Annotated in this window: 26 protein-coding genes; 19 read left to right on the forward strand and 7 right to left on the reverse strand. The window is 64.5% G+C overall.

From position 1 onward, the window contains the following. Positions 1-26: 26 nt before the first annotated feature. A complete protein-coding gene (locus ATK23_RS00200; protein ID WP_066140190.1) occupies positions 27-614 on the reverse strand; it encodes a DinB family protein in 588 nt (195 codons plus the stop codon). Positions 615-748: 134 nt separating this feature from the next. Here ATK23_RS00200 and ATK23_RS00205 point away from each other — a divergent pair, with 134 nt between their 5' ends. From ATK23_RS00205 to ATK23_RS00215, 3 genes are all read left to right on the forward strand, one after another. Then, positions 749-1,315, forward strand: coding sequence for a cupin domain-containing protein (locus tag ATK23_RS00205; protein ID WP_066140187.1), 567 nt, complete (start codon positions 749-751; stop codon positions 1,313-1,315). 135 nt (positions 1,316-1,450) lie between these two features. Further along, positions 1,451-1,867: a hypothetical protein gene (locus ATK23_RS00210; RefSeq protein WP_066140182.1), complete on the forward strand. Its 417-nt coding sequence runs from the start codon at positions 1,451-1,453 to the stop codon at positions 1,865-1,867. A gap of 106 nt (positions 1,868-1,973) precedes the next feature. Beyond that, positions 1,974-3,503 carry an APC family permease gene (locus ATK23_RS00215; protein ID WP_083515527.1) on the forward strand — a complete coding sequence of 510 codons (1,530 nt, stop codon included), beginning with the start codon at positions 1,974-1,976 and terminating at the stop codon, positions 3,501-3,503. A 58-nt stretch (positions 3,504-3,561) separates the two neighbouring features. Here the strand turns inward: ATK23_RS00215 and ATK23_RS00220 are convergent, their stop codons facing one another. Continuing rightward, complete coding sequence (locus ATK23_RS00220) at positions 3,562-5,097, reverse strand: PucR family transcriptional regulator (RefSeq protein ID WP_066140181.1); 1,536 nt, start codon at positions 5,095-5,097, stop codon at positions 3,562-3,564. A gap of 81 nt (positions 5,098-5,178) precedes the next feature. Here ATK23_RS00220 and ATK23_RS00225 point away from each other — a divergent pair, with 81 nt between their 5' ends. The 3 genes from ATK23_RS00225 to ATK23_RS00235 all read left to right on the forward strand — a co-directional run bounded on the left by ATK23_RS00225 (position 5,179) and on the right by ATK23_RS00235 (position 9,373). Beyond that, complete coding sequence (locus ATK23_RS00225; RefSeq protein ID WP_066140179.1) at positions 5,179-6,537, forward strand: aminotransferase class III-fold pyridoxal phosphate-dependent enzyme; 1,359 nt, start codon at positions 5,179-5,181, stop codon at positions 6,535-6,537. A 206-nt stretch (positions 6,538-6,743) separates the two neighbouring features. Continuing rightward, positions 6,744-7,733, forward strand: a complete 990-nt coding sequence (gene speB, locus ATK23_RS00230; protein WP_038990019.1) for an agmatinase — start codon at positions 6,744-6,746, stop codon at positions 7,731-7,733. Next, positions 7,730-9,373: a thiamine pyrophosphate-binding protein gene (locus ATK23_RS00235; RefSeq protein ID WP_066140173.1), complete on the forward strand. Its 1,644-nt coding sequence runs from the start codon at positions 7,730-7,732 to the stop codon at positions 9,371-9,373. Before speB ends, ATK23_RS00235 begins: the two co-directional genes overlap by 4 nt. A gap of 94 nt (positions 9,374-9,467) precedes the next feature. On the opposite strand, the gene ATK23_RS16140 is transcribed toward ATK23_RS00235, so the two are convergent. Together ATK23_RS16140 and ATK23_RS00240 are read right to left on the reverse strand one after the other, a co-directional pair. Beyond that, on the reverse strand, positions 9,468-9,680 hold the full coding sequence (locus ATK23_RS16140; protein ID WP_141358216.1) for a hypothetical protein: 213 nt from the start codon (positions 9,678-9,680) through the stop codon (positions 9,468-9,470). A gap of 76 nt (positions 9,681-9,756) precedes the next feature. After that, the gene (locus tag ATK23_RS00240) at positions 9,757-10,617 is read right to left on the reverse strand and encodes an inositol monophosphatase family protein (RefSeq protein WP_066140393.1); all 861 of its coding nucleotides are present in this window, start codon (positions 10,615-10,617) and stop codon (positions 9,757-9,759) included. Positions 10,618-10,718: 101 nt separating this feature from the next. On the opposite strand from ATK23_RS00240, the gene ATK23_RS00245 reads away from it, so the two are divergent. The 7 genes from ATK23_RS00245 (at position 10,719) to ATK23_RS00275 (ending at position 18,438) form a co-directional block, all read left to right on the forward strand. Next, positions 10,719-11,249 (forward strand): MarR family winged helix-turn-helix transcriptional regulator, encoded by a 531-nt coding sequence (locus tag ATK23_RS00245; protein WP_066140169.1) that lies wholly within the window; start codon positions 10,719-10,721, stop codon positions 11,247-11,249. Continuing rightward, positions 11,242-12,801 carry an MFS transporter gene (locus ATK23_RS00250; RefSeq protein WP_083515526.1) on the forward strand — a complete coding sequence of 520 codons (1,560 nt, stop codon included), beginning with the start codon at positions 11,242-11,244 and terminating at the stop codon, positions 12,799-12,801. Before ATK23_RS00245 ends, ATK23_RS00250 begins: the two co-directional genes overlap by 8 nt. Positions 12,802-12,847: 46 nt before the next feature. Next, complete coding sequence (locus ATK23_RS00255) at positions 12,848-13,567, forward strand: GntR family transcriptional regulator (protein WP_167550496.1); 720 nt, start codon at positions 12,848-12,850, stop codon at positions 13,565-13,567. 133 nt (positions 13,568-13,700) lie between these two features. Further along, positions 13,701-14,846, forward strand: coding sequence for a CaiB/BaiF CoA transferase family protein (locus ATK23_RS00260; protein WP_066140161.1), 1,146 nt, complete (start codon positions 13,701-13,703; stop codon positions 14,844-14,846). Positions 14,847-14,873: 27 nt separating this feature from the next. Next, complete coding sequence (locus ATK23_RS00265; protein ID WP_066140159.1) at positions 14,874-16,052, forward strand: acyl-CoA dehydrogenase family protein; 1,179 nt, start codon at positions 14,874-14,876, stop codon at positions 16,050-16,052. A gap of 33 nt (positions 16,053-16,085) precedes the next feature. Beyond that, positions 16,086-17,543, forward strand: coding sequence for an aldehyde dehydrogenase family protein (locus ATK23_RS00270; protein ID WP_066140157.1), 1,458 nt, complete (start codon positions 16,086-16,088; stop codon positions 17,541-17,543). A gap of 37 nt (positions 17,544-17,580) precedes the next feature. Further along, positions 17,581-18,438 carry a 3-hydroxyacyl-CoA dehydrogenase family protein gene (locus ATK23_RS00275; RefSeq protein ID WP_066140155.1) on the forward strand — a complete coding sequence of 286 codons (858 nt, stop codon included), beginning with the start codon at positions 17,581-17,583 and terminating at the stop codon, positions 18,436-18,438. 84 nt (positions 18,439-18,522) lie between these two features. On the opposite strand, the gene ATK23_RS00280 is transcribed toward ATK23_RS00275, so the two are convergent. After that, a complete protein-coding gene (locus tag ATK23_RS00280; protein WP_038990011.1) occupies positions 18,523-18,957 on the reverse strand; it encodes a pyridoxamine 5'-phosphate oxidase family protein in 435 nt (144 codons plus the stop codon). 96 nt (positions 18,958-19,053) lie between these two features. Here ATK23_RS00280 and ATK23_RS00285 point away from each other — a divergent pair, with 96 nt between their 5' ends. From ATK23_RS00285 to ATK23_RS00295, 3 genes are all read left to right on the forward strand, one after another. Then, the gene (locus ATK23_RS00285) at positions 19,054-20,139 is read left to right on the forward strand and encodes an App1 family protein phosphatidate phosphatase (RefSeq protein ID WP_066140152.1); all 1,086 of its coding nucleotides are present in this window, start codon (positions 19,054-19,056) and stop codon (positions 20,137-20,139) included. A 2-nt stretch (positions 20,140-20,141) separates the two neighbouring features. Then, positions 20,142-20,609 (forward strand): acyl-CoA thioesterase, encoded by a 468-nt coding sequence (locus tag ATK23_RS00290; protein WP_066140149.1) that lies wholly within the window; start codon positions 20,142-20,144, stop codon positions 20,607-20,609. Positions 20,610-20,672: 63 nt separating this feature from the next. Beyond that, complete coding sequence (locus tag ATK23_RS00295) at positions 20,673-21,527, forward strand: siderophore-interacting protein (protein WP_066140147.1); 855 nt, start codon at positions 20,673-20,675, stop codon at positions 21,525-21,527. 327 nt (positions 21,528-21,854) lie between these two features. Here the strand turns inward: ATK23_RS00295 and ATK23_RS00300 are convergent, their stop codons facing one another. Both ATK23_RS00300 and ATK23_RS00305 read right to left on the reverse strand, forming a co-directional pair. Beyond that, a complete protein-coding gene (locus tag ATK23_RS00300) occupies positions 21,855-22,700 on the reverse strand; it encodes a DNA-3-methyladenine glycosylase family protein (RefSeq protein ID WP_066140144.1) in 846 nt (281 codons plus the stop codon). Positions 22,701-22,704: 4 nt separating this feature from the next. After that, positions 22,705-23,298, reverse strand: coding sequence for a DNA-3-methyladenine glycosylase I (locus ATK23_RS00305; RefSeq protein ID WP_038990008.1), 594 nt, complete (start codon positions 23,296-23,298; stop codon positions 22,705-22,707). 81 nt (positions 23,299-23,379) lie between these two features. On the opposite strand from ATK23_RS00305, the gene ATK23_RS00310 reads away from it, so the two are divergent. From ATK23_RS00310 to ATK23_RS00320, 3 genes are all read left to right on the forward strand, one after another. Further along, entirely contained in the window at positions 23,380-23,751 is a 372-nt protein-coding gene (locus ATK23_RS00310; protein ID WP_066140390.1) for an ArsR/SmtB family transcription factor, read from the forward strand. Between the two features lie 2 nt (positions 23,752-23,753). Continuing rightward, positions 23,754-24,680: a cation diffusion facilitator family transporter gene (locus tag ATK23_RS00315; RefSeq protein ID WP_100339217.1), complete on the forward strand. Its 927-nt coding sequence runs from the start codon at positions 23,754-23,756 to the stop codon at positions 24,678-24,680. 122 nt (positions 24,681-24,802) lie between these two features. Then, positions 24,803-25,552, forward strand: coding sequence for an ABC transporter ATP-binding protein (locus ATK23_RS00320; RefSeq protein ID WP_066140143.1), 750 nt, complete (start codon positions 24,803-24,805; stop codon positions 25,550-25,552). Positions 25,553-25,554 lie beyond the last annotated feature (2 nt).

The following is a 25,554-nucleotide window of genomic DNA, read 5'->3' on the forward strand; positions in this document are numbered from 1 at the left end:
GCCGTACTGCGTAATATGACTTCCAGTCAGTTCTCCGGGGCCAGGGAATCGGCCAGCTGCTGCAGCTTCTGGCGGTGTTCAGCCCACTGCGCCGTGGTGTAGCCGGGCAGCAAATCCAGCGTCGCGGTCCAGCCGGCACGGCCGTCGAGCTGCTCGCGGATGATATCCAGCTGCCCTGCATGCCGGGAGGTCTCGGCCAAGGCATGGATGAGCAGATGATCCAAGGTGGTATGTCTGGCCGGCCCCCACCACGGGACGTGCACTGCAGAATCCAGGGCCAAAGCGGCGATGCCTTCGTCCGCGAAGGCGATGGCCTTGCGGTACAGGCCGATCAGCTGCTGCCCGTCCATGTCCGCAGGCGGAAGGAAATCAGCGTCGGGATCATGAGGCGAGATGAACTCGCGGACATAGGCGTCGTTGGCCTCGCGCTGCAGGCAGGTGCCGAAATACTCGTATTCGTTGATCACCAGATGGTGCAGCACGCCCAGGATATGGGTGCCGGTAGGGGTGAGCGGGGTGCGGGCCAGCTGCTCGGCCAGGCCCTCGGCCTTGAAGATCGCATTCTCGCGTGCCTCGCCCAGGTACCCGCAGAGCCTGTCCTTGGTGCTGTCCATGGACAGAGTCTAGTGGCCGTGGTGAGCCCGTGCTAGGGCATCGCGTGTTTACCATTGGTAAACTTGCCCGCAGGCCGTGAAAACCCAGTGCTTGCGGCTGCAGCTGCCGCCCACGACGTCGATGGAGCCAAACGATGAAAACCCTTCCCGTTGAACCAACCGGTGCTGCGATCAACATCGGTGCGCGGCTGCGCGGGGTGCGGCAGACCCAGCGCATGACCATTGACCAGGTCGCCGAGCTCTCCGGGTTGACCAAGGGCTTCCTCTCGCGTGTGGAGCGCGACCTGACCAGCCCATCGGTGGCGACGCTGCTGCGCTTGTGCGAGGTGCTGGGCATCGAGGTCGGCACGCTTTTCGAGGTTCCGGAAACGAAGCTGGTGCGCCTGGACCAGGCACCCCGGGTTTCACTGGGCGGCGATGGGATCACCGAGCAGCTGGTGACGCCACGCAGCGAAAAGCGGCTGCAGATGATCCGCGCCGAGATTTCGCCGAGGGGCACTGGCGAAGCGGAACTGTATTCGATGGATTGCGAGCTGGAAGTGCTGCACGTGATCGCCGGAGAATTCATCCTGATCCTGCCCTACCAGCGGCTGGAGCTTCAAGCGGGCGACACCGTAACCTTCCCGGGGCGCGAGCCGCATAGCTGGGAGAACCCTTCCGATGAGCCGGCCGTGGTGACCTGGACGCTGATCCTCTCCTGAGCCCAGCCCCTGCGCCCGCTGCCACGGCACGCTCGGCGCGATGCGGCTGCGCGTTCGCTGGCGGGGTGGGCAACCGCGTATTCTAGGAACGATGCGTTGTTCCGGGCGCTCGGAACAATTGGCGATGGGAGAGGCGTGAAGACAGGCGAACCAACCGCGACGCAGGACCAGCTGCGCAGCATCAGCTGGTGGGCTTCGGTGCTTTTCGGCGTTCTTGTCGGCACCACCTTGACCTGGATCCGCACCCAGCGCAATTTCTTCTTCCTCGGCGCCGTGATTCTCGCTGTTGTCATCGTGACCATCGGCGTGCGGACAATTCGCCGGCGTGCCCGTTTCCCGCAGATGGCGCAGGCGCGCACCTCCTGGATCTATGCGTTGTGGACCGCCATCCTGCTCATCCTGGCCGGCCCGATCCAGCTGGTATACGTGGCCGATGACCTTTCCGAGTTGACCATCAAGTCATTGGTGATGTCCGCGGGCTTCGCCCTGGGCATCCATGAGGTCGATCGGGCGCTGGTGAATGCCAGCAAGAAGGGCTCCGCGGCGGCCTGAGCTCCCGGTTTGGATGAAATGGCCTGAAATATAGTCAAAACACCCAATACGTTGTGGCGTGTTTGCGCATAGTGTGATCCTGATCATCTTTCCAGGAGGGAATGCCATGGCAGGAAACACCGCAAAGAACCACTCCGCAGAACCAGGACTCAAGAAGGTCCTGGGCCGCTGGGACGCCTTGGCCATAGGTGTTGGCGCGATGATCGGCTTTGGCTGGGTCGTGCTTACCGGCGACTGGATCACCACCGCCGGTCCGATAGGAGCCGCGCTGGCCATGCTGGTCGGCGGCGCGATCATGGCGGTCGTGGGCCTGACCTACGCCGAATTGGTTGCCGCCATGCCGAAAGCTGGAGGCGAGCACAACTATCTGCTGCGCGCCATGGGCGCCCGCTGGTCCTTTGCCGGTTCGTGGGCGATCGTCGGTGGCTATATCACGATCGTGGCTTTCGAAGCAGTGGCCCTGCCCAAATCCGTGCTCTACCTCTTCCCGGATCTTTCGCACATCAAATTATGGGAAATCGCCGGTTCCGAGGTCTACCTGACCTGGGCTCTGGTCGGTGTAGCCGGGGCGGTGGCGATCACCTGGATCAACATCCGCGGCATCAAGACCGCCGGTGTGGTGCAGACCTTCGTGGTGATCTTCCTCTTTGTCATCGGCGCCATGCTGCTTGCCGGTGCATTCAGCGGCGGCCAGAGCACGAACATGGAACCGTTCTTCAAGAACGGGGTTGCCGGGTTCTTCGGCGTGATGATCGTGGTGCCGTTCATGTTCGTCGGCTTCGACGTGATCCCGCAATCCGCCGAGGAATGCGACATCGCCCCGCGGAAAATCGGCAAGTACGTGGTGGTTTCGGTGCTCATCGCCACCGCCTGGTACGTGGGGATCATCCTGGCCACCTCCTCGGGAATGGGCGCTTCCGCACTCGCCGGATCCGAGCTGGCCACGGCTGACGCGATGGGGGCGCTGTTCAATTCCGGGATCATGGCCAAGGTGCTGATCGCCGGCGGCATCGCCGGGATCCTCACGTCGTGGAATTCCCTGCTGATGGGTGCGTCGCGGCTGATGTACGCGATGGCCAGTTCGGGAATGCTGCCGCGCTGGTTCGCCTACCTGCATCCGAAGCACCGCACCCCGAGCCACGCGCTGCTCTTCATTGGCGGGCTGTCGGTGCTGGCTCCATTCTTCGGCTCCGCCATGCTCGGCTGGCTGGTGGATTCCGGCTCGCCATCGATCGTGATTGCCTACCTGCTGGTGGGCGTGGCCTTCCTGATCCTGCGCCAGCGCGAACCGCAGATGCCGCGCCCGCTGCGCGTGGGCGGCGCGGGCAACGGCGGCAAGGTAATCGGCGTGCTGTCGGTGGTGTTCTGCGCCGGGCTGATCTCGCTGTACCTTCCGGGAATGCCGGCGGCCATCGCCTGGCAGCCGTGGCTGCTCTTCGCTGCATGGTGGGTGCTGGGCACGGGCTTCCTGCTACGGGTTCCCCGCGGGGTCGCCCCGGGCGAATTCGCCGAAGAGGAGCTGCTGCAGAAGCTGAGCATCCGCCAGCAGGCCAAGCTCGGTGCCACCGGGCCGGATGCAGTGGCGGGGCGCCGCACCGTTGCGCCGAACCCAAGCTCAACGCGGCTCAAGGGCTGAGGTCCGCTGCACCCGAAGCACGCCGCGGGATCTGGTACTGCCAGATCCCGCGGCATGCTTATTTCTGCGTCCGGCGAAGTGCCAGCCATAGCGAGGCGGCGGCATCCGGGTCATCAAGGTCGATGCCAAGCACATCCTGCGCCACGCTGATGCGGTGGCGCAGGGAATTGCGGTGGATGCCCAGTTCGCGGGAGGCTTCCTCCCAATGCCCGCGATGGCGCAGATAGGAGGTGGCCGCCGAAAGCAGATCGGCGCGCGGGTATTCGGCGAGAGCTGTGACCCAGGTTTCCGCGCTGGCATCGAAGCCCGGGGAGCTGGGGGCCATGGTCCCCACCGGGACAGCATCCAGCGCGTGGCGCAGGGCAGGGAGATTGGCGGGGATCTCGGCCAGGTTCAGCGGGTGGGAGAGCACCGCCCGGACCTCGGGTGCCGGGGAATCGAATGGTTCGCGCGCCATCGGTTCCGTGGTGCTGCCGGCCGGCGGCGCCAGCGGCGCGTCTGTGCCGGGATGTTCCGCTGGTTCGGGGAGGACCAGATAATTTTCGGAGCCACCCTGGTAGTGGAGCTGGCATTCTTCGACCGCGGCGGAGATATCGGGCAACGCCGCTGGACGCTGGAGCGAAGGCAACGCATGCAGCGCGGTCGCGGCATCGGTATTGGCTCCTGCCCGGTACACCAGGATCCGCACGCGGGAAGGCAAACTGTCCAACCCGGCGTCTTCCCCGACCAGGCGCGCCGCCTCGGGTTGGCCATGCAGCAGCAATTTGGCGGTGGCCGCGCTGAGCGCCTGATGCGTGCTGGCGGCCAATTCCCGCTGCCTGGCGCGCAGGGACAGCAGCGTGCACGCGGTCATGATGATCTGCCGGTCGGCCTTGGTCGGCTTGCGGCCTGCGGATACGCCGAGATATCCCTGGATCCTGGTCCCGGAAAGGATAGGGTAGAGCACCACTTCGTGGCCCTGGACCTCGAACGTGGACGCCGCGGGCATGCCGTTGCGCCGGAAACGCATGGATTCACGGCGGAGCTCGTCCAGGAATGCTTCGGCTGACGCCGGGTAGCAGGTCGCCGGGCGGGCATCGACCGAGAGGTAGGCGGCCCAGCCTTTCAGGGCTTCGGCCAAGCCGCGCACTACGGCATTGATGGCATCCGGACGGACCGCGGCCCGCGCCAGCGCAGTCTGGGTGCCCAACGAGCCCATCAGGTTCGACTCCTGGTCGCGTGAGGCCAGGCGCCAGTAAGCCCGTGAAATATTCTGGAATGGGATTTGGTCGGGGACGATGCCCAGCTCAATGCCGGCCTGGTCGCAGGCCTCGACGACATGCTCGGGCACGGCGCGCAGCCACGGACCGAGCCCCAGTCCCAAAGCGAATACCTTCTTGGCCTGCAGCCGGCGCATGTAGGCGCGGGAAGCTTCAGCGCTGGCGGCGAAGGGCATGCCGGTGGTCAGCAGCAGCTCGCCGCCATCCAAGTAGGCGGTGGGATCCTCCAGCTCGGAGACATGCACCCCGCTGACCGGCAGGGCCCGGAAGGTTCCGGCAGTAGCGGGGAGGAATTCGGCACCCAATTCCGTGCCGAGCTGCAAAAGAGTAATCATTGGGTAAATTATCCAAGAAGGATGCCGAGTTTGGATGCAATGGCCAATGACGCGTGTCACGCGGATTTCTAGGCTTGAGCCATGACTGAAACCCTTGCCGCCATCGACGCGCCAACCCTGCCCCAGACCCGCCATCTTGCCACCAGCATTCCCGGCCCCCGCTCAGCTGCGCTCCACGAGCAGCGGGTGCAGCAGGTCAGCAGCGGGTTTGGCATGACCCTGCCGGTCTTCGTCAACCGGGCCGATGGCGGGATCATCGAAGACGTCGATGGCAATCGCCTGATCGACTTCGCTTCGGGGATTGCCGTGACGTCACTGGGTGCTGCCAACCGCCGCGTGGCCGAACGCGTGGCCAAGCAGCTTGAAGACTTCACCCATACCTGCTTCATGGTCACCGAATACGAATCCTTGACCCAGGTGTGCGGCTGGTTGAACCAGCACACCCCCGGCGACTTCGAGAAGCGCACGGCGCTGTTCTCCACCGGGGCCGAGGCCGTGGAGAACGCGGTCAAGATTGCTCGCGCCGCCACCGGGCGGGCCAACGTGCTGGTCTTCGACGAGGCCTACCATGGCCGTTCGCTGCTGACCATGGGCATGACCGCCAAGGTCAATCCGTACAAGCTGAACTTCGGCCCGATGCCCGAGCATATTGTGCGCGCAGCTTCGGCGAACCCGTTGCGTCCCGCCGCCGGCGCGGCTACCGTCGAGGCGGTCTTGGCCTCGGTCGAGCAGACCCTGGTGGAGCACGGCCCGCAGTCCTTCGCAGCGATGGTGATCGAGCCGATCCAGGGCGAAGGAGGCTTCGTGGTTCCGATGGCCGGATTCATCCCGGGCCTGCGCAAGCTGGCTGACAAGCACGGCATCGTGCTGGTCATCGACGAGATCCAGACCGGCATGGGGCGCACCGGAAAGCTCTTTGCTTCGGAGCACGAGGGCGTGGCAGGCGATCTGATCCTCACGGCCAAGGCGCTGGCCAACGGAGTGCCGCTGTCTGCGGTGACCGGCCGCAAGGAGCTGATGAATGCCCCGCACGCCGGAGGCCTGGGCGGCACCTATGCCGGAAACCCGCTGGCCTGCGAAGCGGCGCTGGCAGTCTTCGAGCAGTTCGAGGACGGGGCGCTGCTGGAAAATGCCCAGCTCATTGAGCGGGTAGCACGCGAAATCCTTGAACCGCTGGTGCGGCAGACCTCGGTGGTGGCCGAAGTGCGCGGCCGCGGAGCCATGCTGGCTATCGAGTTCGCCGACGCTGGCAGCTTGGCGCCGCGCCCTGATGTGGCCGCCGCGGTCTCCAAGGCCTGCCATGGCGCCGGGGTGCTGACCTTGACCTGCGGCACGCACGGCAACGTGCTGCGCCTGCTGCCGCCGCTGGTGATCGGCGAAGAACTGCTGCGCGATGGATTGGGGGTGCTTGCCCAGCAGATCCGCAGCGCTGCCAGCTGATCTCCTCACTTTTCCTCCCTGGAATCCCAGCGCAAGCCGCAGTCCTTTCCCGGACTGCGGCTTGCGCCCTTTTATGCCCGCATTCTGCCTGGCCCTGTCGTTGGATCTTGACGTGACCCAGCAGACAAAATAGCATAATGGAAAACTGAAGTTTCATATTAGACAACTTGGGCTGTGGTCCTCGTGCGTCTGGGGAGGAAGTTGCGATGAAGGAAATCCGCATCGAGGAAAATGGCCGGCTGGGACCGATCAATGCCGCGGAGATTCCCCGCTATGCAGGGGGCGGCACCTACGCCCGGCTGCCGCGCCTGGACCAGGTGGAGCAGGCCGACATCAAGATCGTTGGCGTGCCTTTCGATACCGGTGTGTCCTACCGTCCCGGCGCCCGCTTCGGCGCCAACCACGTGCGCGAATCCTCGCGCCTGATCCGCCCCTACAACCCGGCCACCGACACCTCGCCCTTTGCGCAGAGCCAGGTGGCAGACGCCGGGGACATGGCGGTCAACCCGTTCAACATCAACGAGGCCATCGAGACCATCGAGCACAACGCGCTGGAGCTGACCAGCGACGGCTCTACCCTGGTCACCGTGGGCGGCGACCATACCATCGCGCTGCCGCTGCTGCGCGCCGCCTCCCAGCGCGCCGGAGCACCGGTGGCGATGCTGCACTTCGACGCGCACCTGGATACCTGGGACACCTATTTCGGCGCCGAATACACCCACGGCACCCCGTTCCGCCGTGCCGTCGAGGAAGGCATCCTGGATACCGAGGCGATCTGCCACGTGGGCACCCGCGGCCCGCTGTACGGCAAGAAGGACCTGGAAGACGACAAGCGCTTCGGCTTCGGCATCGTGACCAGCTCGGATGTCTACTACCAGGGCGTGCGCGAAATCGTGGACAAGTTGCGGGACCGCATCGGCAACCGCCCGCTGTACATCTCGGTGGACATCGACGTGCTGGACCCGGCGCACGCCCCGGGCACCGGCACCCCGGAAGCCGGCGGCATCACCAGCCGCGAGCTGCTTGAAATCCTGCGCGGGCTGCGCGGGCTGAACATCGTCGGCGCCGACATCGTGGAAGTGGCCCCCGCCTACGACCATGCGGAACTGACCGGCGTGGCCGCCAGCCACGTCACCTACGACCTGATCAGCCTGATCAGCGACTTCCGCGCCAGCAAGGGAATGAATGCCTCATGAGCGAGCAACCGCAACGCAACGGCGGCGACCTGGTCATCGAGACCCTCACCGCACTCGGCGCCAAGACCGTGTTCGGGATCCCCGGGCAGCACGCCCTGGGACTGTTCGACGCGCTCTCGCGCTCCAGCCTGGAATTCATCTCCTCGCGCGTCGAGAACAACTCCGCCTTCGCCGCCGACGGCTACTCCCGTGCCACCGGGGAAGTGGGCGTGCTGTTCCTCTCCACCGGCCCCGGGGCGCTGACTTCCTTGGCCGGGCTGCAGGAAGCCTACGCCACCGGTGTGCCGATGGTCGTGGTCGCCAGCCAGATCCCGCTGGACGGCTTGGGCGCCCGCCGCAAGGGCATGCTGCACCAGCTCGATGACCAGAAGGCCTCGGCCGCCAATGTCACCAAGTTCCAGCAGACCGTGCACCATGCCTCCGGCATCCCCTCGGCCATCCAGGACGCCTGGGCCCGGGCCATCACCGTGCCCATGGGGCCGGTCTGGGTCGAAGTGCCGCAGGACGTGCTGCTCGCGCCGGTGATGGTGCCGCCGGTGCAGGACGCCCTGGCCGAAGCCTACGAGCATCCGCCGCGCGAAGAGCTGATTGGCGAAGCCATGCGCTGGCTGGCCGAGGCGAAGCGCCCGGCCATCATCGCCGGCGGCGGCGTGCGCCGGGCCGGGGCTAAGGCCGAGCTGCTGGCCGTGGCGGAGAAGCTGCAGGCCCCGGTGCTGTGCAGCCCCGGCGGCAACGGCGCCTTCCCCTGGGAGCACGAGCTCTCCTTGCAGTCGTGGGTCGAGGACCGCTACGTCTCGGAAGTCATGGAAGATGCCGACGTGCTGGTGGTCATCGGGTCATCCCTGGGTGAGGTCACCAGCAACTACTTCACCCTGGAACCGCGCGGCAAGATGATCCAGATCGACGCCGAGCCGCGCGTGCTCGAATCCAACACCCCCGCCCTGGGCATCCGCGCCGATGCCCGCGAGGCCCTGAAATTCCTCGATGGGGAAATGCGCAAGACCGGCTTCACCGCCCAGGCCTCGTGGCATGGGAACACCCCGCAGCAGGTGGTGGCCGAGACCCTGGAGAAGGTGCAGGCCCGCCTGGATGCCCAGGACCTGGGCAAGGAGCGGAAGTTCATGGCCGATATCCGGGCCGCCGTCCCGGCAGGGATGCAGACCTTCTGGGACATGACCATTGCCGCCTACTGGGGGTGGAGCTGCTGGGACGCCAAGGACGGCGAATTCCATTCCGCGCAGGGCGCCGGCGGCCTCGGCTTCGGTTTCCCCGCCGCGATCGGCGGAGCCATCGGCTCGAAGCAGCGCGTGCTGGCGGTCAGCGGAGACGGCTCATCGATGTACTCTATCGCCGAGCTGGCCACCGCCAAGCAGCACCATGCACCAGTCACCTGGCTGATCGTCGATGATGGCGGCTATGGCATCCTGCGCGAGTACATGGAGGGAGCCTTCGGCAAGGCCACAGCCACCGAGCTGGCGCGGCCCGACTTCGTCGCGCTGGCCCAGTCCTTTGGCATCCCCGCCCGGGCGGTGGAACCGGAAGGCATCGGTGCCGCGCTCGCCGAGGCGCTGGAGGCGGACGGGCCGAACGTCATTGTGGTCCGCACCCTGCTGAAGATGTTCGCGCCCACGCACCTGTAAAGGCATCCGGACACGTCGACGGCCTCGGATCCGCTGCTCGCAAGAGCGGTGGGTCCGGGGCCGTGGTGATTACTGGATGGTGAAACGGTGCAGGTCAGTGGGTGAAGTGGAATACCACGCCGAAAAGCACTGTCGAGACGCCCAGGCAAATGCCGATGAGCAGTGGCTCCCAGTCCAGGGACTGGGCTGCCAACATCACTGCGAAGGTAGCGAATAGCAGAATTGCTCCGATGCCTCCCAGGATCACCCCTCCGCCACCATGGTGCCGCACGGCGGAGTGTGCGGTCCGGTTAATTAGTGGTGCCATGCCGCCATGGTACGTCCGAAACCGGCCAAAGCCGAGGGGTGGGGCCAATAACTTCGATATTGTCTGCTTTGTCGGCTCAGCGGCCGGTGCGCAGCTGGTGGATTTGCTCGGCAGCGGAGGCCAGTGAGGGATAGTCGGCACCTGGCCCCTGGGCGATGAATCCGGGGCAGTGGTGGTCGGCCAGCCCCGGTTGCCCGTAGGACAGGCCGCGGAACGTGCCCTTGGCCATGCGAACCAGATGCGCGCCGGCGGCCACATCCCACACCTTGGTATCGAAACCGATCACGGCATCGCACCAGCCTGCGGCCACATGGGCCAGGGACAACGCGGCGCAGACCTTGCGCCGCACCGTGGCGAAGTCCTGGATCCACTGGCCCAGAAGCTTCAGCGACAGATCTCCGTCGGTGAGCATGGATTCCGCTCCCGGGTAATCGGTCATCAGGTTGGCGCGGGACTGCTCGGGACGGGCACCGGGCTCAAGGACTTGTCCATTGAGGAATGCGGTATCCGAATTGGCACTGAATTCATCGCCGGAGATCGGATCGAGGATTGCGGCAGCAACCAGTTGGCCATCGATGGCGGCGGCGATCGAGATGCAGAAGAATGCCACGCCGTGGACGAAATTGCTGGTGCCGTCAATCGGATCAACGATCCACTGGACCTTGCCGGGAGCCTGCTGGCCGTGCTCGCCGGAGATCCGCTCTTCGCCGAGCACCCAGGAACCGGGGCAGGCCGAGAGCAGCGCGTCGGTGATGATCCGCTGGCTGCGCCGGTCGATGTCGGTGACCAGATCATGCGTGCTGGTTTTGTGTTCGGCGTGCACGGTGCCGCGGAAAGAAGCGCGCAGCAGTTCGGCGGACTGGCGAGCTGCTTCAAGCGCTGCAAGGCGCAGTTCTTCAGCGTTGTTGGTGCGGGCTTGGACTCGCTGATCATTCACGAAGTCCAGCTTACCGCTGGCACGGAACGCCAAAACGTTGACTAAAGCAACTATTCAAACTTACTGTGGTGGAAAGACAATAGATAGGCAGCCAATAGATCGTGGTCAAGTCTCCAGACAGCCATTCGGATTCAGAGCTCAAGAGCCTGCTCGACGAGCTGGCGCGCAGTTCCAGGATCCTACGCGTGTTCTCGCATATGGACCAGACGGATCCCGAGGTTTCCAACGCCTCCCATCATGTGCTCAAGACGCTGAAATCCCGTGAACCCACGCATGCTGCCGACCTTGCCCAGGTCCTCGGCATCGGCACTGCGGCAATGAGCCGGCACCTGGCGGAACTGGAGCAGTCGGGCCTGGTTGACAGGCGGCCCAGCCAAATCGATGTCCGCCGCCATGTGCTTTGGGTGACCGAGGCGGGGTGCGAGCGGCTTGAATTCCGCGACCGATTGCGCCTGGAGCGCATGCGCCAGGTCCTTCCCGACTGGGACAGCTCCCGCATGGCCAGTGTTGCCCACTCTTTGGGCGAGTTGAACGATACGATGATCCGCGGTATCCAATCCCAGCGCACCGATCAGTTCGGCACCGAGCAAAGCACCACCGGAAACAACGCAGAAAATACCGACCTTGGATAAGAGCATGCCGGAAAAAGACCGTCCTACCGACCTCACCGAGGTGGCCGCGGACCAGCCGCAGATGGACCAGCGCGAGGTGCTCAAGTCCATCGCTGGAGTCTTGGCATCCTTCTTCGCCGCGATGCTCGCGGCGACCATCGTGTCCATTGCCCTGCCGACCATCATGGATGTCCTGGGCGGTTCGCAAACCGACTTCAACTGGGTCTTGAGCACCACGCTGCTGGCCAATGCCGCCACCACTCCCATTTGGGGCAAGATGGCAGATCTCTTCGACAAGAAGAAGCTGCTGCAAGCGGGCATCCTGGTGTTCGTGCTCGGCTCGCTGCTGGCCGGGCTTGCCTGGTCGATCCCAGTGCTGCTGTTCGCCAGGGTCATCCAGGGCATCGGCATGGGCGGGCTGACGGCCATGGGCATGGCGGTCATCGGCACGGTCATTCCGCCACGCGAGCGCGGACGCTATTCGGGATATTTCGGCGCGGTCATGGCTGTCTCCACCGCGGCAGGCCCGCTGCTGGGTGGATTCATCGTGGACTCGCCACTTGGCTGGCGCTGGTGCTTCTTCTTCGGCATTCCGATCAGTTTGCTCTCGATGATCCTGATCCACCGGACCCTGCACCTGAAGCACGTGAAGCGCCCGGTGCACATCGACTGGGTGGGTGCCATCCTGCTGACCACCTCCGTCTCCATCCTGCTGATCTGGGTGTCCTATGTGGGCAAGGATGATTACTTCGGCTGGAATTCGTGGCAGACCTACACCATGGTCTCGACGGTCATCTTGCTGGCCCTCGCACTGCTGCTCGTGGAATCGCGGGTTCCCGAACCGATCATTCCATTGAAGATCATTTGCACCCGGACTACGTCGCTGGCGATCCTCGCCTCGATCTCGATCGGCGTGGGAATGTTCGGCACCGGCGCCTTCATCGGCCAGTACTTCCAGATCGCCCGCGAAGCCACGCCCACCATGGCCGGGCTGATGACCCTGCCGATGATCGCCGGCAACTACTTCGGATCGGTCTTCTCGGGACAGATGATCACCCGCTTCGGCCGGTGGAAAATCTACCTGCTGATCGGTTCAATCCTCAATATCGCCGGCCTTGGCCTGCTGGGAACGATGCACCACGATACCGAATACTGGATCTTGGCCTGCGGCATGTTCCTGAACGGCGTGGGCATGGGGTTCATGCTGCAGAACCTGGTGCTCTCGGTGCAGAACACGGTGAAAGTCACCGACATCGGTGCGGCGAGCTCTTCGGTGGCGTTCTTCCGTTCAGTTGGCGGCTCGGCAGGCGTCGCGGTGCTCGGCGCGCTGCTGTCCCGCAATGTGGCTGACCTCATCACCGAATCCTTGGCGGCCAAGGGGCAGCTTTCCGCGGCACCGGCCACCGAGGATTCGCTGAATCTTTCGGGGATGCCCGATGCGTTGCGGCTGGTGGTCGAAGCCGCCTATGGCGAGGCGACAGGAATCGTCTTCACCGTTTCGGCAGCCGTGGCAGTTATCGCCTTCGTATGCATCGTGCTCATCAAGGAAGTGCCGCTGCGCAAGACGGTCTAGCGGGCGTGGCGTTGTCGCGGAGGCGAATCAGGATAAGCTTCAAACCATGAGTAGCATGCAACCGATCCAGCAGAAGGCGTCCCTGACCGAGCAGGTGTCCACGATGATCCGCGCTGCCATCGTTGCCGGCGAGATGGCTCCGGGGGAGCACTACTCAGCCATCGGCATCTCGGAAAAGCTGGGCGTCTCGCGGACTCCGGTGCGCGAGGCCCTGCAGCTGCTGGAAAAAGAGGGCATCGTGACCGTGGCGAAAAACCGCGGGGTGCGCGTCAACCAGATTTCCCTGGACGAGATTGTCGAAGTCTTCCAGCTGCGGCTGGCCATTGAGCCTGCTGCTGCCTCACGTGGCGTGCGGAATGCGACGGAGGATGACATCAAGCAGCTGAAGTCGCTGCACCAACGCATGCTCGAGATCGGTGAAACCGGTGATGGCCGGGCAACGCTGGAAGCGGACAAGGAATTCCACCTCTACCTGCTGGGGCTGGCCGGCAACGCGAAGCTCGACAACGTGGTGGGGGAGTTGCGCAACCTGGTCCTGGCCCACGGGCAGACCACGGTGCCTTTCGCCCGGTCCAGCCAGGATCTGGCCGGGGACCGCGAGGAAATCATGGCAGCGATTCTTGCCAAGGATCCGGATGCCGCCGCAACGGCGGTTCGCGATCACGTCAAGCGCACCGCGCAGATGCTGATTAAGTCCGTCTGCTCGCGGACCGAGGGACTGGACGCGCAACCGTTCTTGGAGCGGTTGGACGCTTTGATTTCCTAGCATCAAGCCTGAGCCCAATGGGCCGCTAGAGGGCAATGAATTATCCGAACACCTTGCCAAGGTGATCTGCGCGACATAGAGTTGCATGCAACATGTAACTTATAATTTTTGTGGATTGAAGGTGTGGAAGCGAATGAGCCAACCGCTCGAAGGGATCAAGGTCATCGACCTCTCGCGCATCCTGGCCGGACCGCTGTGCTCCATGACCCTGGCGGACTTCGGAGCCGATGTCCTCAAGGTGGAAAGCGCTGCCGGGGATGAGACCCGCAGCTGGAAGCCGCCGGTCAACGCCCAGGGCATCAGCACCTACTACTGGTCGGTGAACCGCAATAAGCAGGCAGTAGTCGCCGACTTTGCGGACACGGCACAGCTGCACGCCCTGCGCGAATTGATCCGCGAGGCAGACGTGCTGGTGGAGAATTTCCGTCCCGGTGTCTTGGCAAAATTCGGCTTGGACTACGAGAGCTTGCGCGAACTGAATCCGGCACTGGTCTATTGCTCCATCTCGGGATTCGGCGAAAAGCAGGGTGCGGCACTGCCCGGCTTCGACCTGCTGGTGCAGGCAGTGGGCGGGCTGATGAGCATCACCGGCGAACCGTCGGGGCCGCCGAGCAAGGTGGGCGTGGCCCTGGTGGATGTTCTGGCCGCGCAGAATGCGGTGGCCGGGATCCTGCTGGCCTTGCGCGAACGCGATTCCAGCGGCATCGGCCAGCGGGTGAGCATCAACCTGCTCGGCTCGCTGCTGGCCGGGCTGACCAACCAGTCCAGCAGCACGCTGGCCACCGGAAAATCCCCGGCACGCATGGGCAACGCGCACCCGAGCATCGCCCCCTATGAAACCTTCGCAGCCAGCGATGGCGTCGTGGCGATCGCGGTAGGCAACGACCGCCAGTTCGCCGCCCTGGCCCAGCACCTGGGCCAGCCGGAACTGATCCACGATCCGCGCTTTGGCAGCAACAGCGCACGCGTGGCCCACCGGACCGAACTGAAGGACATCATCGAAGCGGCCACCGTGTCGGCCACGGCCGCGCACTGGGCCAAAGCGCTGATGTCCGTGGGAGTCCCCGCCGGCAAGGTCAACTCCATCGCCGAGGCCATCGACTTCGCCAAGGAACTCGGCCTGGATCCGGTCGCGCTGATCACCGATCCGGCCACCGGAGAGGTGACCGAGCAGATCGCCAGCCCCATCGGGCTCTCGCGCACCGGAGCCCGATACCGCAGCATCCCGCCGGCCCACGGGGAGCACCAGGAACTTCTTGGCACCTTCGCCAACAGCTAATCGCAAGAACTTTCAAGGAGATACACCATGACCACCATCGAACGCCTGCTGGACCCAGCGGACCTGATCAACTTCGACTCCCTGCTCTCGTCCGAGGAATTGGCGCTGCGAGACACCGTGCGCGGTTTCGTCAACGAGAACATCAAGCCGAATATCGCCAAGTGGTACAACGACGCGGTCTTCCCGCTGGAAATCGTTCCGGAGATGGCCAAGCTGGGCCTGCTGGGCATGCACCTTCAAGGCTACGGCTGCGCGGGCCGCTCGGCCGTGGAATACGGCATCGCCGGGGCCGAGCTGGAAGCCGGCGACTCGGGGCTGCGCACCTTCGTTTCGGTCCAGGGCTCGCTGGCCATGAGCGCCATCTACAAGCACGGCTCCGAGGAGCAGAAGCAAGAATGGCTGCCGAAGATGGCCGCCGGCGAAGCGATTGGCTGCTTCGGGCTGACCGAACCCACCGCAGGCTCGGACCCATCGAGCATGAAGACCTTCGCCCGCCGCGACGGCGATGACTGGGTGATCAACGGCTCCAAGCGCTGGATCGGCCTGGCCAACGTCGCGCAGGTGGCAGTGATCTGGGCGCAGACCGATGAGGGCATCCGCGGATTCGTCGTGCCCACCAGCACCCCTGGCTTCACCGCCACGCCAATCGAGCAGAAGCTGTCCATGCGCGCCTCGATCCAGTGCGACATCGAAATGGTGGATGTGCGCCTGCCAGGAACTGCGGTATTGCCCGAGGTCAAGGGACTGAAGGGGCCTTTCTCCTGCCTGAACGAAGCCCGCTACGGCATCCTGTGGGGTTCCATGGGCGCCGCCCGCGACGCTTTCGAGGCGGCCTTGGCCTACTCGCAGGAGCGCCTGCAGTTCGACAAGCCGCTGGCCGGATACCAGATGACCCAGCAGAAGCTGGTGGACATGGCCTTGGAAATCAACAAGGGCTTCCTGCTCGCCCTGCACATCGGCCGGTTGAAGGACGCCGGGAACCTGGATTTGCACATGATCTCGGTCGGCAAGCTGAACAACTGCCGCGAAGCCATCGCGATCTGCCGTGAAGCCCGCACCATCCTGGGTGGCAACGGCATCACCCTGGACTACTCGCCGCTGCGCCACGCCAACAACCTGGAGTCGGTGCGCACCTACGAGGGCACCGACGAGGTGCACGCCCTGATCCTCGGCAACAAGCTCACCGGCGTGCCGGCCTTCCGCTAAGCCGCGAAGCCACAGTAGACGGGAAAGAAACCAATGGAACTTTCGACAACAGTTGCCACCCTGGAGCACTACATCAACGGTGCCTGGGTTCCCGGAGACGGCGGGCGCATCGGCTCGACGGCCGCCGCAGACCAATCCAGTATCCTCGCCGAGGGCACCGCAGCCAGCACGGGCCAGGTGGCGGCCGCCTTTGATGCCGCCCGCACGGCGCAGAAGTCCTGGGCCGCCACCCCGATGGCAGCCCGCGGGGCGATCTTGGCCAAGGCCGCCGGCTACCTGACGGAGCATGCCGAGGACTTCGGCGCGGAACTGGCCGCCGAGGAGGGCAAGACTCGGGCCGAAGGCATCGGCGAAGTGCTGCGCGCAGCGCAGATCCTCACCTACTATTCCAGCGAATCCGAACGCGCTGCCGGCACCGTCTTCCAATCCCCGCGCGCCGGGGAGCAGATCCTGGTGACGCATAAGCCGCTGGGGGTGATCGGGGTGATCACGCCCTTCAACTTCCCCATCGGGATTCCTGCGTGGAAGATCGCCCCGGCGCTGGTCTTCGGCAACACCGTGGTGTTCAAGCCGGCCAGCCTGGTGCCGCTGCTGGCCATGCGCCTGGTGCAGGCCCTGGAGCATGGCGGGCTGCCAGCTGGCGTGCTCAACCTGGTCATCGGCCCCGGAGCGCTGGGCGATGCCTTCATCGCCAATGAGCAGCTGGACGGGCTGACCTTCACCGGATCCACCGGGGTGGGCCGCAAGCTCTGCGCCGCGGGGGCAGCGCGCGGGATTCCGGTGCAGGCGGAGATGGGCGGCAAGAACGCATCGGTGGTGCTGGCCGATGCCGACCTGGACCTGGCCAGCGAGCAGGTGCTTTTCGGGGCTTTCCGCTCCACCGGGCAGAAGTGCACGGCCACCAGCCGGTTGATCCTCGATGAGTCCATTGCCGATGAGTTCCTGGCCAAGCTCACCGGGCGGCTCGCGCAGTGGGTGACCGGGGATCCGCTGGATCCGTCGGTGCACATGGGTCCGCTGGTGGATGCCAAGGCGGCCACCTCGGCAGCCCAGGGGATCGAACGATCGCTGGAACAGGGCGCGACACTGAATTATCGCGGGCAGGCCCCGGACACTGGCAGCTTCCTGGCCCCGACCATCCTGGAGCTCCCGGACGGGGAAGCGGGGCGGGCCAATTGCGCATGGCAGGAAGAATTCTTCGCACCGATCCTGGCGGTGCGCCGGGTCAACGGGTGGCAGGAAGCCTTCGAAGCCGCTGAAGACTCGGAATTCGGCTTGAGCCTGGCGCTGTTCACCTCGAATCTCGCGCTGGCACTGGAAGCGCAACAAACTCTCGACGTGGGAATTTTGCATGTAAATTCGGAGTCAGCAGGTGCCGACCCGCATGTGCCTTTCGGCGGTGCGAAGGCTTCTGGCTACGGACCGAAAGAGCAGGGAGCGGCAGCTCGCGAGTTCTACACGCACACTACGACGACCTACCTGCGCGGCTGAAGGGTGCCGGGCGGGACTGCAAAGAGAGTAATGATCAATGACGATTGAACGTATTTTGGTGATTGGCGCCGGCACCATGGGCCGGCAGATTGCGATGAGCTGCGCGTTGGGCGGATACAGCACAGTGCTGCAGGACATCTCTGCCGACGCGCTGGACGCCGCCCGTGCCGAACTGGAATCCTGGGCTGCCGGGCGCGTGGCCAAGGGCAAGCTGGATCAGGCCACAGCCGATGCGGCGCTGGGACGCCTGGGCCAGGACACCGATCTGGTCCAGGGCGCGTCCACGGCGGACCTGGTCATCGAGGCCGCGGTAGAGCGGTTGGATATCAAGGAGCAGATCTTCGCGCAGCTCGGCGAGCATGCACCGGCCCACGCCATCCTTGCAACGAACTCCTCGACGCTGCCGTCCTCGAAGGTGGCCGAGGCCAGCGGCCGTCCGGAGCAGGTGTGCAATATGCATTTCTTCAATCCGGCATTGGTGATGAAGTGCGTCGAGGTGGTTCGCAATGCGCAGACCAGCGACGCCACCATCGAGGCCGTCACCGAGGTGGCCAGCCGGCTCGGAAAGAACCCGGTGCTGGTGAACAAGGAGATCCCCGGGTTCATCGCCAACCGCATGATGGGCGCGATCAACGCCGAGGCGCTGAACCTGGCGCACGCGGGAATCGCCAGCATCGAGGATATCGACACCACCGCGAAGACCGCGTTGGGCCACCCCATGGGTCCGTTCGAGCTGATGGACATGGTGGGCCTGGACGTCATCGATTTCATTGCCCAAGCGACCTACGCCGAAACCGGCGATGCGGCCGATCAGCCGCACCCGCTGATCACCGAAAAAGTTGCAGCCGGCAAGCTCGGGCGCAAGAGCGGGGAAGGGTTCTACCCTTACTCCTGAGCACGGCCCAGGCTGGAAACGCCGCTGCCTGCCCGATCAGCATCGGGTGGGCAGCGGCGTTTTCCGTGCGGTTCTCCGGGGGAGCTATTCAGCGACCTCTGGCTGCTCGCCGAGCTGGAAATGCCGTCCGGAGATGGAATCGACATTGACCCGGATCCAGAAATCCTTCTGGGTCGGGATCCATGGAGAGACGCCGCTTTCGCGCGCCTCCTTGATATCCGCTTCATGCTCCAGCACTTCGGCGCTGCCGTGCACGACCACCGACCACGCCTCATCGGAAAGGATGCCGTCGGCCTCGAAGGCGATCTTTTCATTGATCGACATGGCCGCCAGCTTGTTTCCGGGCGCAGTGCGCAGGAACAATTTGCCGTTGTGCACCCCGTAGTTCACTGGGACGATATCGATCAACCCTGCAACCGAGGTCGCCACGCGTCCGTGGGAGGTGTGCGAGAGCAGCTGCCACGATTGGTCCTCATCCAAGACCAGGACCGGACTGTTCATTTCGTGTTCGAATTTCATAGCACCAGTTTTCTACTCTTTGTAGAAAAGCGCAAGGGCCTGAGACACAAGTTCTCGTTTTCCCCTGCGCGGGCATCGGCATGAAAGACTGGAGCCATGAGTCATATTTCGGCTGATGGCGATGCACGGCATGTAGCGTCGCGAATTGAAGACGGAGTGCATCGGTGGCGCGCGCGGCGCGCCCTTGCCAATGGCCATCAAGCGGTCATCCTGCCCTATGTGGGATATGGCTCCACCGGACCGAACGGCGGCTGGATCCGAGTCTTCGCCCGTGTGGTGCTGGCCAAGCCGGGCGCCTTCGAGGACGGGCAGCACAAGGCCCAGGTGATTGCCGATGGCATTCGCGGCTTCCGCAACTTCATTTCCCCGATCCTCCCCGGCGGCAAGGTCAGCATCGACGTGGGCGACCATCGCTTCGAGGTGCAGGCCGACCGCGGCGGTGTCATCGATGTGAAGCTGATGGTCGACCTGCCCGCCGGCTGGAACGAGATCCGCCTCCAGGCCCATGACGGCGATGACGCGCAGGCAAAGATTCTCGTGATCGACCAGGCGCAGAAGTTCGGGGTGATCAGCGACGTGGATGACACGGTCGTGGTCACCGCGCTGCCGCGCCCGCTGCTGGCGGCCTGGAACTCCTTCGTGCTCTCGGAGCATGCCCGCGTGGCGACCCCCGGGATGGCGGTAATGCTCCAGACGGTGTTGCATGAGCATCCGGGATCTCCGACCATCTACCTGTCCACCGGCGCCTGGAATGTCGCGCAGACCCTGCAGCGCTTCATGTCGCGCAACCTGTTCCCCAAAGGGCCGCTGCTGCTGACCGATTGGGGACCGACCGACCGTTCCTGGTTCCGCAGCGGAATGCAGCACAAGGTCGACCAGCTGCGCCGGCTGGCCGAGGAATTCCCGCATATTTCGTGGGTGCTCGTTGGCGATGACGGCCAGCATGATCCGGCCATCTATGCGGAGTTCGCGCGCCGCTACCCGGAACTGGTCCGGGCGATCGTGATCCGCCAACTGACCCCTTCCGAAGCGGTGCTGGCAGGCGGGCGCTCGCATGAACTGCGCCGGACCACTCCCGGGGTGCGCTGGGTCTACGAGCCGGACGGAGCACGCATCCTGCGGGAGCTGGCCAAGCTGGGGATCGCGGGCAACGACAGCACGAACCTGTTGAAGGAAGATTAGCCATGGATGGAACCACCCTGCGGGTGCAGGTGCCGATGCGCTGGGGCGACATGGATGCCTACGGCCATGTCAATAACGTCAACCTGATCCGGTTGATGGAAGAAGCGCGCATCGCCGGCTTCGGCGTGCCCGGCGGCACCGGGGCGCCAGGCGTCCAGCCGCAGGCCGACATCTTCTCGGCGGTGCCGGTCGGAACCCAGATCCTCGTTGTCGAGCATCGGGTGCGCTACTCCCGTCCGCTGGAATACCGCAACGTGCCGGTCAACGTGGACCTCTGGGTTGCCAATATCAAGCCTGCGAGCTTCGACATCTGCTACGAATTCCGCGACCCGGTGGAAGACCACCTGTGCGTCAAAGCGGCCACGACCCTGGCCTATTTCGACCCGGCGACCGCGCGCGTGCAACGCCTGAGCCCCGAAGAGCGGGCTGGGCTCAGCGCATATGAAGGGCCCTCGACGTTCCCCAAGTAACCACTGGCGCTCCTGTCAATTAGGATTGATCTATCTACCCTTATTAAGACAGGAAGTGATGTTGTGTCCCAGCCCGCTGGTGGTCGCCCGCAAAGTGGAGGTCGCCCCGCGCGCCCTCAGGTCCTCCTGCAGGTCCTCAAGCGTGAGAGCATCGCACCGCATCTGGTGCGGCTCACCCTTGGTGGCCCAGGCATCTCAGATTTCGTCGACAAGCCGGCCACCGACCGCTACGTGAAATTCCTGTTCGCCAAGCCCGAGCTGGGACTCGAGCTGCCCTACGACATGGAGGCGCTGCGCGAGCAGCTGGCTCCCGAGGACATGCCGGTTCGCCGCACCTACACCGTGCGCCGCAGTGACATGGAGGCGGGCACCATCGAGGTCGACTTCGTGGTCCACGGCGATGAGGGCCTGGCAGGCCCGTGGGCGCGAGATGCGCAGATCGGCTCGTCCATTTGCTTCTCGGGCCCGGGCGGCATGTTCGTCCCCAAGGAAGAATTCGATTTCCACTTCTTCGCCGGAGACGAAACCGCCATCCCCGCCATCGCCGCATCCCTGGAATCCATGTCCCCGCAGATGAAGGGCCTGGTGGTCATCGAGGTCGCCGACGAGGCCGATGAAATGCAGCTGCAGGCTCCGGCCGGCATGGAGATCCGCTGGATCCACCGCAATGGGCAGTTCACCCCGGAAAGCACCATCCTCGAGTCGGTGATCCGCGAGATCCCGTGGCCCGAGGGCCGCGTGCAGGTCTTCGCCCACGGTGAGCGCGAAGTGATGAAGAAGCTGCGCCACGTCTTCTATGACGAGCATGGAGTGGACCGCCGCGACATGTCGCTATCCGCCTACTGGGCCTACGGCCGCGCCGAAGACGCGTTCCAGGCCGAGAAGCGCACGGACATCGGCAAGATTTTCGCCGATTAGCCTGAGTGCCGTCACCTGATTCGCAGAAGTTAGATCGACCTAAGAAACTATTTGAAAAATTACGCAAATAGGTATTGACGTTATTGCCGGTTCTTAGGTTATGCTTATTCCAGAGCTTCTCCCGTGTGTGGTCGGGAGAAGCGTCAAGCTTGACCGATATTTATCGGCTAGCTCACTGCATGCCGGGGCTGCTCACCTCGGGCCAGTGAGGGGCGTAGCCGGCTTGAATTAGGGGAATGGAGAATCGGAGGACTTGCTCAGTCAGCCGATTCGTCGAAAAGGGAGCTTATCAAGATTGCACACCTTGATAAGCTCCCTTTCTCGTCCCTAGGGATTTGCTGCATCAAAAGACCACAGCAGTAGGGTCGCCAGATAGCCAGCGCCCCGAGGCGGGGGTGCGACGACCGCACCGCCATCGCGAAGCTTCCCCAGGGCTCGGCGGACGACCAGATCCGAATCGAGGAAAATCTCCGGATCCCGCAATCCGCGCAGCGCCATGTAATTGCGCGTCCATGGGCCCACCCCGCGCAGCGCCTGGAGCTGATCCAGGAATGCCGGTGCGTCGCCAAGCAGGAATTGCCCGCTGAGCTCGAACCATTCGGCCACCGATTGCAGTGTCACCGCCCGCGAAAGCGGGCAGCGTATGATCTGCTGCAATTCTGCAGGCGTGCAGGCGGCCGTTGCGGCAGCCGAGGGGAAGGCCCGAAGGCCTGAGGTGTGCGGCTGCCCCAAGGCATCGACGTAGCGTCCACCCAAGGTCCGTGCCGCCGCCAGGGACACCTGCTGCCCGATGACAGTGGTCGCCAGGGCCTCGAAAGGATCCGGGTAGCTGATCAGCCGCAGGTGGGGCAAGGCCATGGCCAGCGGCTGGTAGCCCGGCAGGGCACCAAGCGCCGCATAGGCCGCACTGGTGTCCTGCTGCAGCCCCAGCCAATGGTTGATGATCCCGGTCAGCCGGGCAACGGATTCCGGCGGGGCGTCATGGGTGAGCGATACGCCGAAGGCATCCAGCCTCAGGGAAATTTCTACCAGGTGACCCTGCACCCGCAGGATGCGCTGGACCTGGGCCGCGGCGGGGTCCAGCCGCTCCTGGGCTGGCAGCGAATGCAATGCCAGCACCGCCAGCGCGTGGCTGGCATCCAGTGTTCCCGTTGCAGGCAGGCGCAGTTCCATTTGTTTAGGCCCAGATGCCGGAGGTTCCGCGGCGGTGCGAGCCGATCAGGTGGGTGTCCACCATGCCGATGGCTTCCATCAGGGCGTACATGGTGGTCGGGCCGACGAACTTGAAGCCCCGCTTCTTCAGCGCCTTGGCCAGCTCCTTGGACTCCGGGCTTTGCGTGGGGATCTCGGTGAAGGTGCGCGGAGCCGGCGTCTGCTCCGGCTTGAATGACCAGATGAAATCGGACAGGCCGCCCTCTTCGCGAAGCATCAGGGTTGCTTCGGCGTTGGCGATTGTTGCGCGGATCTTGAGCCGATTGCGCACGATCCCTGCATCCTCCATCAGCCGATTGAAGTCATCCTCGGTGAACAGGGCGACTTTCTCGGGATCGAAGTATTCGAAGGCCTGGCGGAATGCCTCGCGCTTGGAAAGGATAATGGCCCAGGACAGGCCCGACTGGAAGCATTCAAGGCTGAGCCGCTCGAAAAGGCCGGCTTCCGTAGTGATCGGCATGCCCCATTCGGCATCGTAGTACGCGCGGAGCATGCCATTCGAAGCGGCCCAGCGAGGGCGCGCCAACCCGTCCTCGCCAACGATGAGATCTTCAGTCATATTTTCATCTTCCCATCCATCCGGATTCTCGCAGTGCCATGCAACGTTTCGTTTCGCGGCCACGTGGCCTATCATCGTTATATGGCGATAATAGAGTCAGGTATCGATGCAGTGGAAGTCCGCAACGGCAAGCTCCAGTTCGCGGCGCTCTTCCATGCGCTCGCCGACCCGACGAGGCTGCTGATCCTTGACCACCTGCGGACCGGGGAGCACAAGGTCAGGGAACTGACCGAGCATCTGGGCCTGGCCCAAAGCACGGTCAGCGCGCACCTGTCCTGCCTGAAGGACACCGGCCTGGTCCGCGTCAGAAGCCAGGGGCGGGCCAGCATCTACTCGCTGGGCCAGCAAGAAGCGCTTGATGCCCTGGCCGCCGCCGCGTCGGCACTGCTGCCGCAGGACGCGGCCCACCACCAGTGGCACGAAGCCCACGGCACGGACCGGAGGGAGGACTGAGCATGGGACACGACCACTCCCACGGCCACTCGCATGACCATTCAGGAGCCAACCGGACCCGTCTGGCGTGGGCCTTCGCCATCACCGCGACGATCCTCGTCGCCGAAGTGGTTGGCGCGATCCTCACCAATTCCCTGGCCTTGCTGGTTGACGCGGCGCATATGCTCACCGATACCCTGGGGCTCCTGCTCGCGCTGACCGCCGCCAACCTGATCATGCGCAAGCCCACGACGAAGCGCACCTGGGGATTCCGCCGCGCCGAAGTGCTCTCGGCTACCTTCCAATCGGCCTTGCTGCTGGCGGCGGGCATCTATGCCGCGGTCGACGCGGTCCGCCGGCTCTTCGCCCCGGCAGAAGTGCAGCCGGCCGGGCTGCTGGCCTTCGGCATCATCGGCCTGGCCGGCAACGTCATCTCCATGTGGATCATTTCCGCGGGTCGCAACAACAACCTCAACATGCGCGCGGCCTTCCTGGAAGTGGTCAACGACGCTTTGGGCTCGGTCGCCGTCATCATTGCCGCACTGGTGATCACCTTCACCGGGTGGATGCGGGCGGACTCCGTGGCGGCCCTGGTGATCAGCGCCCTGATTGTTCCACGGGCCATGAAGCTGCTGGGGGAGACCACCCACATCCTGCTCGAATCCACGCCGAAGGGCTTGGATTTGATCGCGGTCAGGGAGCATTTGGAAGCATTGCCCGGAGTCATCGCGGTGCACGATTTGCACGCCAGCCAGATTGCCTCCAACCTCCCGGTGCTCACCGCCCATGTGGTGGTCGAGGACTCGGTGTTCAGCGCCGGCGCGGCCGGCGGGTTGCTGCGCGAGCTGCAGCAATGCGTGGCCGACCACTTCACCGTGAGCATTGAGCACTCGACCTTCCAGATCGAGCCGGCCTCGCACCAGCTCAGCGAACGCGAGCACGGTTGCTAGGCGGACAGCACCGGGTGGAGGCGAACCGCGGCTTCGCTCATCCCCTGGTATGACTTGGACCCGCTGAACTGGATCCTGGCGGTTGATGCCGGTATGGCTAGGTGATTTGTAGTCTTTCTAATATGACTTCCGAGACTATGCCGAAAACCGAGAACGCGGTCGCCGCCCGCGGCCTGACCAAGACCTACGGGCACGACAGCACCAGAGTCGAAGCCCTGCGCAACGTCACCGTTTCCTTCGAACGATCCCGCTTCACCGCCATCATGGGCCCTTCGGGCTCCGGCAAATCCACGCTGATGCACTGCCTGGCTGGCCTGGACACCGCCGACTCCGGCGAAATCGTCATTGGCGGGAAGAACCTGCTGGAATTGAGCGATGACCAGCTGACCGAGATGCGCCGCGAGCAGATCGGCTTCGTCTTCCAGTCCTTCAACCTGGTGCCCACCATCAGCGCCAAGGACAACATCCTGCTGCCGCTGTCGCTGGCCGGCAAGAAGCACGACCGCGACTGGTTCAACACCGTCATCCAGTCCCTGGGCCTGCGCGACCGGCTGAACCACAAGCCGCATGAGCTCTCCGGCGGCCAGCAGCAGCGCGTGGCGGTAGCCCGGGCGCTGCTCACCCGGCCGGAAGTCGTCTTCGGCGACGAGCCCACCGGCAACCTGGACTCCCGCACCGGGGCCGAGGTGCTCTCGCTGATGCGCACCTCGACCCGCGAAATGGGCCAGACCATCATCATGGTCACCCACGACCCGGCCGCCGCCTCCTACGCGGACACCGTGCTGCTGATGAAGGACGGCAGCATCGTGGGCCAGCTGGATGACCCGACCGTGGCCACCGTGACCGAGGCCCTGGCCTCGCTGGCGGAGTAGTC

The sequence above is a fragment of the Glutamicibacter nicotianae genome (assembly GCF_002797775.1).
In the GTDB taxonomy this organism is placed as follows: Bacteria; Actinomycetota; Actinomycetes; order Actinomycetales; family Micrococcaceae; genus Glutamicibacter; species Glutamicibacter nicotianae.